The organism is Asaia bogorensis (assembly GCF_900465345.1).
Lineage (GTDB): Bacteria > Pseudomonadota > Alphaproteobacteria > Acetobacterales > Acetobacteraceae > Asaia > Asaia bogorensis_A.
The window spans coordinates 1-13,668 of sequence record NZ_UEGO01000012.1; the positions used below are offsets into that span (position 1 = coordinate 1).

At 59.0% G+C, this 13,668-nt stretch carries 10 protein-coding genes, 1 tRNA gene and 1 rRNA gene; 5 read left to right on the forward strand and 7 right to left on the reverse strand.

Annotation, left to right across the window (positions count from 1 at the left end; genetic code table 11):
- Positions 1-20 precede the first annotated feature (20 nt).
- Positions 21-135 (forward strand): 5S ribosomal RNA (gene rrf, locus ED655_RS05685).
- Between the two features lie 35 nt (positions 136-170).
- A tRNA-Met gene (locus ED655_RS05690) sits at positions 171-247 on the forward strand.
- Between the two features lie 567 nt (positions 248-814).
- Here the strand turns inward: ED655_RS05690 and ED655_RS05695 are convergent.
- From ED655_RS05695 to ED655_RS05725, 7 genes are all read right to left on the reverse strand, one after another.
- Positions 815-1,960 (reverse strand): alpha-hydroxy acid oxidase, encoded by a 1,146-nt coding sequence (locus ED655_RS05695; protein WP_122049353.1) that lies wholly within the window; start codon positions 1,958-1,960, stop codon positions 815-817.
- The gene (locus ED655_RS05700; RefSeq protein WP_122049354.1) at positions 1,954-3,264 is read right to left on the reverse strand and encodes an MFS transporter; all 1,311 of its coding nucleotides are present in this window, start codon (positions 3,262-3,264) and stop codon (positions 1,954-1,956) included. Before ED655_RS05700 ends, ED655_RS05695 begins: the two co-directional genes overlap by 7 nt.
- Positions 3,265-3,382: 118 nt before the next feature.
- Positions 3,383-4,315 (reverse strand): sugar phosphate isomerase/epimerase family protein, encoded by a 933-nt coding sequence (locus ED655_RS05705; protein WP_122049355.1) that lies wholly within the window; start codon positions 4,313-4,315, stop codon positions 3,383-3,385.
- A 65-nt stretch (positions 4,316-4,380) separates the two neighbouring features.
- The gene (locus ED655_RS05710; protein WP_122049356.1) at positions 4,381-5,745 is read right to left on the reverse strand and encodes an MFS transporter; all 1,365 of its coding nucleotides are present in this window, start codon (positions 5,743-5,745) and stop codon (positions 4,381-4,383) included.
- Positions 5,746-5,814: 69 nt separating this feature from the next.
- A complete protein-coding gene (gene denD, locus ED655_RS05715) occupies positions 5,815-6,801 on the reverse strand; it encodes a D-erythronate dehydrogenase (protein WP_122049357.1) in 987 nt (328 codons plus the stop codon).
- 70 nt (positions 6,802-6,871) lie between these two features.
- Entirely contained in the window at positions 6,872-7,825 is a 954-nt protein-coding gene (locus ED655_RS05720) for a LysR family transcriptional regulator (RefSeq protein WP_122049358.1), read from the reverse strand.
- Between the two features lie 161 nt (positions 7,826-7,986).
- Positions 7,987-8,949 carry a LysR family transcriptional regulator gene (locus tag ED655_RS05725; RefSeq protein WP_162993407.1) on the reverse strand — a complete coding sequence of 321 codons (963 nt, stop codon included), beginning with the start codon at positions 8,947-8,949 and terminating at the stop codon, positions 7,987-7,989.
- 143 nt (positions 8,950-9,092) lie between these two features.
- Between ED655_RS05725 and ED655_RS05730 the strand changes: the two genes are divergently transcribed.
- From ED655_RS05730 to ED655_RS05740, 3 genes are all read left to right on the forward strand, one after another.
- Complete coding sequence (locus ED655_RS05730) at positions 9,093-10,064, forward strand: 3-hydroxyacyl-CoA dehydrogenase family protein (protein WP_023978637.1); 972 nt, start codon at positions 9,093-9,095, stop codon at positions 10,062-10,064.
- A gap of 474 nt (positions 10,065-10,538) precedes the next feature.
- A complete protein-coding gene (locus ED655_RS05735) occupies positions 10,539-11,114 on the forward strand; it encodes a biliverdin-producing heme oxygenase (RefSeq protein ID WP_122049360.1) in 576 nt (191 codons plus the stop codon).
- A complete protein-coding gene (locus ED655_RS05740) occupies positions 11,107-13,665 on the forward strand; it encodes an HWE histidine kinase domain-containing protein (protein WP_122049361.1) in 2,559 nt (852 codons plus the stop codon). Before ED655_RS05735 ends, ED655_RS05740 begins: the two co-directional genes overlap by 8 nt.
- The last annotated feature ends 3 nt before the right edge of the window (positions 13,666-13,668 follow it).

Consider the following 13,668-nt stretch of genomic DNA (forward strand, 5'->3'; position numbering starts at 1 on the left):
TTGTCGGGTGGATCAGAAGACCTGGTGGCTATGGCGGGAGACTTCCACCCGATCCCATCCCGAACTCGGCCGTGAAACGCCCCAGCGCCTATGATACTGCATCTCAAGATGCGGAAAAGTCGGTCGCCGCCAGGTCCCCTGATCCACCCCACAAAACACACCACCACCCCCGCGGGGTGGAGCAGCCCGGTAGCTCGTCAGGCTCATAACCTGAAGGCCGCAGGTTCAAATCCTGCCCCCGCAACCAAAATACCCCCAATACACAATCCAGGCACAGCGCACCAGCTCTCGAGGCGGGTTTTGCGTTACTGGCTTCATATCCAAATCCCGCGTCTGACAACGCATTCAATCTGCCCCCTCATCGTGCTCTGGTGCATCACGCACAACGCACTTTGCAATCTCTCCAAAGATACATATGCGCGTGCACCACCCGGCATGCGCAGGGCCAGTTATGGAGCATTTAGGCCGACAGGTCCGCTGCGACGGCTTCGATAGGGGCGGGGGAGAAAAGAAAGGTAGATCCAGACGAGAAAGATGATCCAAGTGCTCATCCGCTCTTATGATCGTCTTACTCATCAGCCCGTCGCTTGGGCCATCCGAAATTATTTCGATGAAGGCGGGTACCAAGCGTCAGTCATCAGCGTCTGGCTGGCCTCGTCGGTAAACATGTGATGGTCCGGGACAAACCTATGTCCGCCTACAGATCGTCAGCTTAAATGCTGACTGATCCCGTGCGGGCTTTTGTCTGGCTGCAGCACAGATCGGAGGAAAAGCACGAGCCTAGACGTACAATATCCTCCTCCTAACGCCCCGATCAGATGCACATCTCCTCGAGTAATGCCTCGCACGAACTTACGCCCATCAGCGACATGTCAGTGTGCACTTCACGCTGCAAAAGATCGATCGCATGACGGATCGACGCCTCGCCGCCCAGGCAGGCAGCATAGAGGAAGGGGCGGCCTACAAGCACTGCCGAAGCGCCACGCATCAGGGCCTTGATCACATCCGTGCCACGTCGAAAACCACTATCAACCAGCACGGTCATATCTGCGCTTTCAGCTTTCACCGCGCTGAGCACATCAATCGGGGAGACCGCACAGTCGAGCTGTCTCCCCCCATGATTGGACACGACAATACCATCGGCGCCGAGCTCCCTGGCTAGCCGCGCATCATGGGGGGAGAGAATACCCTTTATGATGAGCGCTCCTTTCCAGTGGCGTCTCAGCATCTCGACATGCTTCCAGCTGAAGCTCGGATAACCCGTTACAGCATTAATCTCGCGCGAGAAAATCGAGGGTCTGGCAACCGGGTCGATATTGCTGATCGCGGGTATCCCGCGTTGTCGCAACGTGCGCCATCCCGTTTTGTAAAGCCAGAAAGGATGACCCATCATATCCGCTACAAGGCGTGCGGTCGGTCTGAAGGGCATCGTATAGCCGTTGCGCTTGTTATTCTCCCGGTTCGACCCGACAGCGACATCGGCTGTGAGCATATAGGCGGAAAAACCCGCATCGGTGACACGAGCGGCCATATGCTGAATGTTGTCTTCGTCGGGCTTTTGATACCCGGCAAACCAGCATCCCGGATAGGATCGTCCGATTTCTTCCATGGGCGTGATAGCGTTTGCGCTCAGAACGTAGGGTATGCGTGCCGCCCTGGCCGCGCGGGCCATGGCATTGTCCGCATCATAGCCAACGACGGCTGAGGCGCCCATCGGTGCGATCATGAACGGGCTGGCGTACTCCTGGCCGAACAGCGTGATTTTCTGACTACATGAGGATACATCGCGCAGGACACGCGGGATTGTTTTGATCTGAGCCAGCGCCGCGAGGTTATGCCGGACCGTAGTGCCGTCATCAGCTCCGCCAGCGACATAGCCGAAAATCGCGCGTGGCAGATGCCGTCTTGCAAGATGCTCGAAATCGTTGAGGTTCAGGATAGACGAGGCAGATTTCAGCATGGCTCATGTCTCACGTTGATAGGCTGTTGCGCTCTTGTGTCCTCGGATCTTTTGTCCAGCGGGAGAGGGGCAATGGGGCCGACAATGAAGAGATAGGATAGTGCCCCGAGCAGGCCAAAGAACCCGGTCGCGCAAAGCGGGACAAGGAATGAACCGTGGGTCAGACTGACCATTAGCCCCGTGAAGCTCGCAATCACGATACCGGCGATATTGGCCGCGCTGTTCTGCATCCCACCAAGTGTCGCAACAAGGTCCGGGCTGGGGGCGAGGTCGGCCGGCAGCGACCAGATATTCGCACCAGTGAAGGCAATGCCCCCAAACGAAAGTGAGAGGAGCGTGATGCAAAGCCATGTCTCGGTCACGAAGGCGGTCAGGGCAATGACCGACGAGAGAAGCAATCCGCCAACGAGGCAGGTTTTGCGTGCGGCAGTAAGGCTCCACCCATGATGGTGGAGGCGATCGGATGACCATCCTCCGAGCCAGGCAGCCGGAATGGCGATGACACCCGGGATCATGCCGATCAGCCCAAGATCCTTGAGCGAAAACCCGTGGGCTGAAACGAGGTAGCTCGGAAACCAGGTAGCGAAGAAATAGAAGACGAAATTGGCGCAGAAGAAGCCGAGCATCATACCCCAGACGGAGCGATGTCTCAGCAGGGCTTTCCAGCTACCGGGAGGGGCTTTCAGGGCTGGTGGCTGGGCGGCTTGCAGGCGTGCAAGCTCGTCTGCGCTGACCCTCGGATGGGCATCCGGGTCGTGATAGAGACCAAACCATACTGCGACCCAGACAAGCCCGAGTGCTCCTGCCGCCACAAAGGCGAGACGCCATCCCAGCCAGGCGATGAGCAGCGCCACGACAGGCATCGAGAGAGCCGCGCCAGCGCGGGAGCCGCTATCGAATATGCCGGCTGCAAGGCCCCGCTCCGCCTTTGGGAACCAGAGCGATGCGACCTTGGCATTGGAGGGATAGCTGCCGGCCTCACCGACGCCAAGCGCCAGTCTGAGCCCCAATATGCTCAAGGGGCCGCGAACAAGCGCTGTCAGAGCCGTGCAAACCGACCACCAGATCACGGCAAAAGCGTAGGCAGAGCGCACCCCCACCCGATCCACGATCATGCCGAATGGCAGTTGCATGAATGCGTAGGTCCAGAAGAACCCACCCAGGATAACACCAAGGACAGCCGGATCGATATGCAGTTCGCGGGCCATGAACGGGGCGGCAATCGCGATTGTCGCCCTGTCGATATAATTGATGGTGGTGGCTGCGAAGCAGAGGATGATCATTAGCCAGCGAAGTCGGGGCATGATCTCTCTCCGATCATGAGGGAGGAAAGGAGTGTCAGTGTGGCAGACAGGCTGGGCCGGATGAGCGCCCAGTTCTCTGCAGGCCCAAAACGGTTGGGCCCGCAGATAAGGGGAGGGTTCAGGCCTTGCGGGGTAGAACCCGACGCAGATACTCACGATTGGTGGCGCTGACGCTCAGGCCATCACCGCCGTAATGCTCGACCAGGAAGGCGCTTTTGAAACCATGAGCGAGGGCCATCTTGATGGCCGCGCGATAGCTTATCACCCCGAATTCGAGGGGTGCCGGGGCCGTGACGACCATGCCGGTAGTTGCGTCTTCCGTGCGGTAGTAATTCTTGACGTGCCAGTAGCGGGCGAACGGTGCGACTTTCTGCATCATCGAGGCCCAGTGCTCGACAGGGCGGTGCAGCCGGACCAGATTGCCCAGATCGGCGTTGATGCCCACTGACGGGTGATCGACATCCTGTACGAAGCGTACCGCGCTGTCTGCCGTGCCCAGATAGGTATCCTCATACATCTCCAGCGACAGACCGACCCCGACTTCCTGCGCATGTCGCGCAAGTTCGCGGATGCGATCGACCGCTTTCTTCCATACGGACGGGTCATCAGGATTGACGCTGCCCTGCGCTGTCCAGAACCAGAGCGCCGCCTTTTGCGGGGGCGTGAGGGGGTAGAATAGGCCGAAGGAGACTTCAGCAATGCCAAGTCTGGCCGCTGTGTCGATCACCCTGTGGCTATAGGCCAGATTCTCGTCGCCAGCCTCGGGATCGATGACCGAACGCCTCGCCGTGGAAAGGCCCGGCATGGTCAGGCCTGCTTCCCGGACGAGATCGGCGAAGATTTTCAGGCGGGCTTCCGGCAGATCGGCGAGGCGTATCCAGGAGTCCGTGGGGTCGATTTCGGTAAATCCTGCATCGGTCACTTCAGACAGCGTGGCGGCCCATTGTTCCGGGGTCTGGTCCTGCACGCTCGATCCATCTGGCAGGATATTGGCATACTGGATCATGGCGGCGGCGATGGGCCAGTTGGTGCGATCATAGGTGGTCGACATGGTCGGTTCCTTCATGATGAGGGAGGGCGAGAGGCCCTGACATCGGGCAAGGCGTCCGAGGGCGCCTAGTGCACAGGGCGATGCCGGGGGTGATGAGGGGGCGTTTGCTCGGCGTTGTTGGTGCGCGGCAGAAACGCCGCGATGACAAGCCCGACCACGCCGGACAGGGCGACGGCGTAAAGTCCGGCCATGGGGGTGTGCCAGAACCCGGTGGCGAAGCTGCGGATGTTTGGAGCGGCGAACCCGCCGAGATTACCCAGCGCATTGATGAGCGCGATCACGCCAGCAGCCTGAACCCCGGTGAAATGGGCAAGCGGGAAATTCCAGAACACGGCCTGCACCGTGACAACGCCTGCTGCGGCAATGCACAGACCGATCAGAGCGACAGGGCCGTAGCCAGAGCCTGATATCACGAGCCCGATTGCCGCCGCCGCGAGACAGCCCAACAGCCCGAAGCGCGGGGCATCATGCCTCTGGACAAGTTTCGTGACGACATAGGTGGAGAGAATGGCGCAGGCCCATGGAATGGCACTGACCAGCCCGACACGCAGGCCGATTTTTTCATGCAGGATGGTCGAGACCTGCTCGGGCAGGTAAAAGACCACGCCATAGCTGGCAATCTGCATCACCATATAAAGCGCCAGAAACTGAAGCAGCTTGGTGGAATGAAGCAGGGCACCCAGTCTGACACTGTGGCCCGTCGCCCCAGCCTTACTGGCGGCCTCGCGCTCGAGGACGGTTGAGAGCGTCGCTTTCTCTTCTGTCGTCAGCCATTTGACGTCCTGCGGCCGGTCGGGAAGCACGAAATAGGTGGCGATCCCCATCGCTACGGCCAGTCCGCCTTCGAGCAGGAACATCCACTGCCATCCGGCAAGACCGAAGGCGCCATCAAGACCAAACAGCGCACCCGAGAGCGGATTGCCGAAGGTCATCGCGAGCGGATAGCCGAAATAGAACACGCCCAGGACGCGGGTGCGCTCTTTTTCGGGAAACCAGAATGTCAGATAGAGCATGATGCCGGGAAAGAAGCCGGCTTCTGTGACGCCCAGCAGCGTACGCAGGAGCACAAAGGACAGATTGCCCTGGGTGAACATCATGGCGGCCGAGACAAGCCCCCATGTCACCATGATGCGGGCCATCCAGCGTCTGGCCCCGACGCGATAGAGAATGAGATTGCTCGGGATTTCGAACAAGGCATAACCGACGAAGAAGATGCCTGCACCGAAGGCAAACATGGCATCCGAAACGCCGACATCGGTTTGCAGCGCCTGCTTGGCCGATGAGATATTCGACCGGTCAAGAAAGGCCACGATATACATGAGGATGAGGAAGGGCAGCAGCTTGGCAAAGGCCTTGCCGGTTGCGCGGGCGCGCAGGGTGTCTTGCGAAGGCGCTTGGGCGCGCAGACTTGTTTTCTGATCGGGGCTCATGGTGCATGTGCTCCTCGCTCGCGCTGATCTTGTGGGACTGGCGCGATGCTGGTCAGGCGGAAGAGAGGGTCAGGCAATCCGCCCTGCGAGTTCGTCTTCGATGTGAGCCCGGATGATCTCATCGAAGCTCTGCTCGGTCGTGAAACCCAGCGAAAGGGCCCGGCTCGGGTCAAATCCTCTGGCCCATCCGGCCACGATGCGGGCTATGGCCTCGTCGGGCTCCCGGCGGATAAGCGCGACGGCTTTTTCTCCGGCAACGCGGCGCAGGGCGGCAATCTGTTCTCCCACCGTGATCGACAGGGCGGGCAGGGAGAGATTGGGTCGCTCGCCCAGACGGTTCAAATCGAGCACTGCGGCATGACGCAGGAATTGCACAGCTGAACGAGGGCTCGTCATCCAGTGGCGTGTGGTGTCAGGCACGGGCAGAGTTGCCTCAAGCCCGACCAGCGGCTCGCGTATGATACCGGAAAAGAACCCGGAGGCCGCGCGGTTCGGTTTGCCGGGGCGGACGCAAATGGTCGGCAGACGCAGGCCGATACCATCGAATATCCCCCTGCGGCGGTAATCGGCCAGCAGCAATTCGTCCATGGCCTTTTGCGTGCCGTAGCTGGTTTGCGGTGTCAGGATGTAGTCATCGGGAATGACATCAGGGAAATCACCGCCGAATACGGCGTTGGATGAGGCAAAGACAACGCGGGGTTTCCAGCCCTCACGTGCGCCATGATGGCGAATGGCCTCAAACAGCGCCCGTGTCCCATCGAGATTGACGCTATAACCCTTTTCGAAATCGGCCTCGGCCTCTCCAGACACAATGGCAGCGAGATGGAAAATGATGTCCGGGCGACCGCTCAATAGCCGGTCGGCGGCGCCTGGCTGGGTGAGGTCGCATGTCATGGTTTCGCATCGTCCCGAGAACCCGGCTGGCGCTGAAGGTGCGACCACATCCGCGAGCGTCAGGATTTCGGGGCCGTCTGTGCCGGGGAGGGGATTTGCGACCAGGCTTTCAGTAAATTTGCGCCCGATCATGCCTGCGGCGCCAATGACGAGGATATGCATCTGTGTCACCTTTTCGTTCGGACTGGGCCGAATGGAGATGAACGAAACCTATCCGAAAGTTAATTGCGCGCTAGAAGCAAGATTGAACCGACCGATCAGGAATTCTGATCGACTCCTGTTCAATGGCGCTGAAAACCAGCTGTGCCGCGGGGGAAAGCGGTCGTCCCGGCTGGCTGATGAGCGAGAAGGGCCCGAGGAAATCGGGCATGGCAACTGAAAGACGGCGTATGAGCCCGGCTTTTTCGTAATGTTGGCTCACGCTGCAGGGGATGACCGCCAGCAGGCAGGAATGAAGCAACAGGTCGATGGTCGCGAACATCGAAGACGCTTCGATGGGATGAGCAGGCAAGGGCAGAAGTGCAGTGGTGAATGCGGCTTCGATCGCCCGTCTCATGGGGCTTGGTGCCGTCTGGAGAATCCATTTTTCGTTCGCGACGTCCTGCAGTGTCAGGGTGCCGGGGTCGGGCATCGGGTTATGGATGCTGGTCACGACGCATAGCGGCTCCTGGGCGAGCTCACGGCAATCGAGCGCCATCGGGCCGTGCAAGCCGAGTGCGCGCCCGATAACGAAGTCCAGACGGCCTGTTTCCATACCCAGCAAAAGCGCATCGCTCGTGTCGATGGTCAGTGAGAGACTGATGCCGGGTTGCGTCTGAGCGATGCGGGCAAAGACGGGCGAAATGATGTCGGGCAGGGCGGCGACAATCGAGCCCACGCGTACCGTGCCATAGGTCCCTTCCTGCATTGCGTTCATATCGAGCTGAAGACGGTCGATATCATTGAGCATCAGGCGGGCATGACGCGCGGCCAAAACGCCGCTTGGGGTGGGAAATACTCCCTGTGACGAGCGCTCGAAAAGACGCGTGTTCAGCGCGTGTTCGACTTCCTGCAGCAGCTTGGACACCGAAGGCTGGGAGAGATTCATCCGCTCGGCAGCGCGGTGCAGGTTATTGGTCGCCTCAAGTTCCAGAATGAGCCGGAGATGACGCAGCTTGAGACGGTTGATGAGAGAATGGGCGGTCATGAGTTGGATATCCGCGTCACATAACGAGTGGACAGCCGCTGGGGCTCAGGGGCGCGCATGGGGCTTCAGATGCGCTCTCGCACCATGACAATTGTTGAATCATATGCTGTGTCGCGCGCAACGGCCGGGGCTTGACCCTTGATGTCATGATACGGGCGCATCTAGTCCTGCGGGTTCGACGACATCTGAGGGATGCACTGGCGCAGGAGTGTCATGACGGTAAGAGCTGCCGGAGTTGGCGCGCGTTCACGCACAGTCATGATCCCCCACGGGGCCACATTGAAGGAAAAATCGATCGGCAGAATTGCGATCTGACCGAAATCCGATTGCAGGGCGGCAGCCGGTGCCGAAAGCAGGGTGAGCGCCCGACTGCGTGTGATGTAGGCGAGTGTCATCATCCAGGAATCCGACGACACGATGCGGGTTGGCAGGGGCAGTTCGCGCTCGAGAAAGAGTTCCTCGAGGCGCTGGCGCGACCGGCTGCCGCGACGTTGGAGGATCCAGGGAAATTCGGACAGAGCTTCGAGCGTGTGCGGCCCTGAAGCTGCGAGTGGATGGTCTGGAGCTGCTGCGACAACGAGCTGCTCTGACGCAATCTCCTCGTAGCTGACAGGATGAGCCGACGGAATGACGGGGCGACGGCCCAGCATGATGTCGATCTGTCCATCAATAAGCATCTGAAAAAGACTGTCGCTCGGGCCACTGCGTATTTCGAGCTCGATTTCAGGATAATCATCCTGTGCGATGCGCAGCATGTCGGCGAGTGACTGCACCACAGGACCATCAATGGCGCCAATCGAGACATGGCCAATCCTGCCATCGACAAGGGCGTTCAGTTCAACGCGCGTACGCTCGAGTTCATCAAGCATGACCAGTGCGTGGCGGGTCAGGACCTCGCCTGCAAAGGTGGGGATCATCCGTCGCCCCTCCAGCCTGAACAGCCGGATTTTCATCAACTCCTCGAGATCGCCGATGAGTTTGGAAGCGGCGGGCTGGGCCATGCCAAGACTTTCCGCCGCTGCCAACAGGGTCGAGTGGCGCGAAAAAGCCGCGAGAAGTTGCAGATGCCGAAGCTTGAGACGCGACGCGATGAACCAGAACGGGCCAAGATGGGAATGTGACATGGCAAGTTTCATATTAAAATAGGTATGGATCGTATCGATACGAATATTGGACGCTCCCCGTTCCGGGTGAATATTTCTACGTCCACGACATCGCTGGAACATCCCGTTTCCAGCGTCCATCAAAATGATCGTGAGGAAATATCATGGCCGTTCAGACAATCAGAAGCGCCGCTGTCATTGGTGCGGGCTATATGGGCGGCGGTATTGCGCAAAGCATGGCGGCGGCCGGTATGCGTGTCACGCTGGCTGATATTTCGCCCGAGGCCACGCAACGTGCGCATGAACGCCTGCTGGGTGAGGCGCGCGCCTTTGAGGACCAGGGGCTCATCCTGCCGGGCAGCTATGATCGTATCATGACCAACCTCACCACGGCGGCCTCAATCGAGGATGCCGTGCGCGACGTCGATTTCATCGAAGAGGCCGTTTTCGAGCGTGAAGACGTCAAGAAAGAGGTCCTGGGGCGCATCAGCGCAGCGGCGCGGCCCGATGCCATTATCGGGACCAATACCTCCACCATTCCTGTGCATGTGCTCGCCCCCTTTGTGACCGGGCAGGCCCGTTTTCTCACCGTGCATTTCAGCAATCCGGCACCGTTCATTCCGGGTGTCGAACTCGTCTCGGGTGTGGAAACGACAAAGGAGGTCGTGGCAACGGTCAAGGAGATGCTGGGTCGTGTCAATCGCCAGTCAGCCGAGGTGGCAGACCGACCGACCTTCGTGCTGAACCGCCTGCAATATGTGCTGTTCAAAGAGGCGAACACCATTGTGGAAGAGGGGATTGCCACGCCGCAGGACGTGGACACGATCGTTCGCTCCACCTTCGGCTTCCGCCTGCCTTTCTTCGGGCCGTTTGCGATTGCCGACATGGCGGGTCTGGAAGTGTATGTGAATGGTTTCGTGACAGCCGAGAATGCGTTTGGCGAGCGTCTTTCATGCCCGGACACGGTGAAGAAGCTCGTTGCGGAGGGTAAATATGGGGTTAAGAACGGCGCGGGATATTACGGACAATATACGCCGGAAGAGGCCGCAGCGCTCGTGGCCTACCGGAACAAGGCCTATGCCAAGATGGCGGAATTGCTGCGGGAGCTCGGCCCGTCGCCTCTCGAAAAGAAATGAATTTCCAAGCCTGGGCCTGATCTGGGATCTTCCGGTGCGCCGGAAGATCCGTCTGAAGGCCACTCACTGCATGATGCCTGTTCTGTAACGAGACGTGTGGAACATAAGGTGCACATACTGCCAAGTAGAGCCTGTCGAAAAACAGCCATTGATGCGGCTGCCTATTCGCCTGATGGAGAGAGGCCTATCACGCGGGTGCTGTGTCAAAATACTTCTCATCAATAGTCCCCTTCGCGTCGAAAATGATCGACTTTGGCACAGAGCGGTCTTTTACTATTTTAAACGATTTATTTACGGATATGATATCTTATTAACTTTATACTTATAAATATTGCATAAAAACGATTTCATGGTCTGGAGCGAAAAACTTCGAGTTTACATTGCGCTACAGAGTGATTTAAATGGAAAATCATTGACGTTGGCGGGACGGAACTTCGAGATCATGTCAGGTAGGGTGAGTTTCCCGGGATTGTCGTGCTGAGGGCTGAAAACTCCCGCCGCGCCACGCTGCGTGCGCATGTGCATGAGGCGCATGAGCAACTCGACCACCTTATTGGAGATCTCGCGACAGCGAGGGGCTATCGGCGCTATGTTGCCGGTATTGCCGGTTTCCGCCTCGCTGCCGAAAATGCCCTTCATGGGCAAACCTACCCCGAATGGTTCGATGGCTGGCGACCTGTCAGCATGCAGCGCAGCCTGAGTGAGGATCTGCGGTGTCTCGGGATCGTTCCGCCCGAGATGGGGGCGATTGCGGCCCCCGCAACGGATTCTGAACTTCTGGGTATGCTTTATACGCTCGAGGGGTCGGCACTGGGTGGACGGGTTATTGCGCGGCGCGCTGCGGCCCTTGGCTTCGATGCGGCCTATGGAGCCAGTCATCTGGCCGAACAGACGGCGACGCCAGATAACTGGCGCCGCTTCCTGGTCCTTCTGGAAAATGCTCCCGAATTTGATGCGGATGAAGCAGGGCGCGCTGCTGCCACCCTGTTCCGTCATGCGCGTGATGCCGTGAGGCTGGTCGATCGCGCCGAGGAAAAAGTCGATGGCTGAGTTTGGTCAGGTCGATCTGACGAGTTGTGATCGCGAACCGATCCACATTCCGGGGAGTATTCAGCCACATGGCTGTCTGATCACCTGCTCGATCAGTGATTTTATTGTGCTCCGGCACTCGGCCAACGCACCGGCAATGCTGCATCACGAAGGGCTGGGTATCGGGTCTGATCTGATCGCGCTCTTTGGTGCAGATGTCATTCATGACATTCGTAATGGTCTGACCCTGAGTGTGACTCAGCGTCGCCCTGTTTTCCTGCTCAATCAGGCTTTGGGTCCCGATCTGTTTTTCGATCTGGCGGTGCATATCGTCAATGGGGAGGTGGTGCTCGAATGCGAGCCAGCCGCGCCGACGCACCGCGCCACGAAGTTTCTCACCCAGCTTCACGGCATGATGGATCGTGTACGCAAGACGACCGATATCACGCGGCTGTTCGATGTGGTGACCATGCTCATGCGCGGTCTGCTCGAATATGACCGCGTGATGGTCTACCGCTTTGCTGATGACTGGTCTGGCAAGGTCGTCTCGGAGGCGCGGTCGCTTTCACTCGAGAGCTTTCTGGGGCAGCATTTTCCGAGCGCCGATATCCCGGCCCAGGCGCGCGAACTCTATCGCCGTTCGCCCATTCGAATGATTGGGGATGTGAAGTTCGTCCCGGTTCCGCTGGTTGAGGGTGAGGGGCTTTCACCGCTCGATATGTCCCTGGGGCAGCTTCGCAGCGTTTCACCGATCCATTGCGAATATCTGACCAATATGGGGGTTCGCGCCTCCATGTCGATCTCGATCGTCATCGATGGCGCCCTGTGGGGCATGATCGCCTGTCACCATTACGCGCCCCGCGTACTTCCGATTGCCGAGCGCGCCGTCGTGCAGATGTTTGCGGAGTTCTTTGCGCTTCAGGTTATCGTCATCCTCAAGACCACGCGCCTACAGGTTGCGGAGCGAACGCACGGGCTGATCGAGAGCGTCCTGCGCAATGCCGCCTCTGTGTCCGATATGCCCGCCTATCTGCGTGGGCAGATCAGTCGACTGGCACCGCTCATCCAGTCGGATGGTATTGCCATCTGGATCGATAATGAATGGACAGGACATGGGATCGCCGCGCCTCCCGAGGTGCAGGACCGCTTCGTGGAGCTGGCCCGCACGAAGGCCGGAACGCAGATCTGGCAGTCGGATCATCTGGTCAAGGATCACCCCTGGATCGCCGCGCATACAGCGCATGTTGCTGGTGTGTTGATCATTCCGATCTCACCCCAGCCGGAAAACTACGTTTTCCTGTTTCGCCGTGAAATCGTGCAGACCATCAACTGGGGTGGGGATCCGCAGAAGACTTATCAGCATGGGCCACACGGCCCTCGCCTGACGCCGCGCCAGAGTTTCGCGATCTGGAAAGAGCAGGTGCATGAGCGCTGCCTTCCCTGGTCCAGCTTCGACATCGAGGCAGCGGCGCAATTGCGCTCGGCCCTGATCCAGGTGATGGGCGTCTATCATCAGCAGCAGCTTTCCGAGCGGGCTGACGCCGATTTGCGCCAGCGCATGCTAAATGAGGAACTCAACCACCGCGTGAAGAATATTCTGGCGGTTGTGCAGTCGCTCATCGGTCGCCCTGTGGCCAAAGAGCGCACCATTGAGGAATATGTCGAGATTCTGCGTGGGCGTATAAAGGCGCTTGCGAGTGCGCATGATCAGGTTGCGCGCACCGATGGCGGTGGATTGCTGCGCACCCTGCTGGAGGCCGAACTCGAACCCTACCGACATCAGCCCACTGCCGTCATTCTTGAAGGCCCCAATCTGTGGCTCTCCGGGCCTGCCCTGTCGGTTGCCGCCCTGACATTGCACGAACTGGCAACCAACGCCGCCAAATATGGCGCGCTGTCGGTGCCGAGCGGCAATCTGCATATCCGCTGGTTCATTGACGAGGCTGAAGGCTGCTGGGTGCTTGAATGGACCGAGACAGGCGGCCCCAAAGTCAATCTGCCCAAAGGCAACGGGTTTGGCTCCATTTTGCTCGAACGTGCCATCCCGCATGAACTGGGCGGAACGGCAAAGCGGGAGTTCAGACCGGAAGGCCTTTTCATCTGCCTGACTTTCCCGGCCCGTCATGCTGTTCTGGTGGCCGAGACAGCGACCGTGCCCGAAACTGAAGGGCCGATTGTGGCCGATACCGCCCAGACGGAGCGTCTGCATGCGGCCAATGTGCTTCTGGTCGAGGACCAGCTTTTGATTGCGATGGAAACGGAGCAGGCTCTGAGCACCTATGGTGTGCGTCATATCCGTACCGTCTCGTCGGTCTATGAGGCATTGCAGGCCATCAAGGACCGCTGCCCGGATATTGCGCTGCTCGATTTCAACCTGGGCAAGGAAAACTCTCACGAAGTGGCAACGCTTCTGCGCAAGAAGAATGTGCCGTTCATCTTCGCAACAGGCTATGCCGACCGCACGATGATACCGGCTGAATTCAGGGATGTTCCTGTTTTGCGCAAGCCCTACTCAATCAAGAACGCCGTTCAGGAATTGCTCCGTGTTTTCCCTGAGGGAGGGGACGCCTGAGGC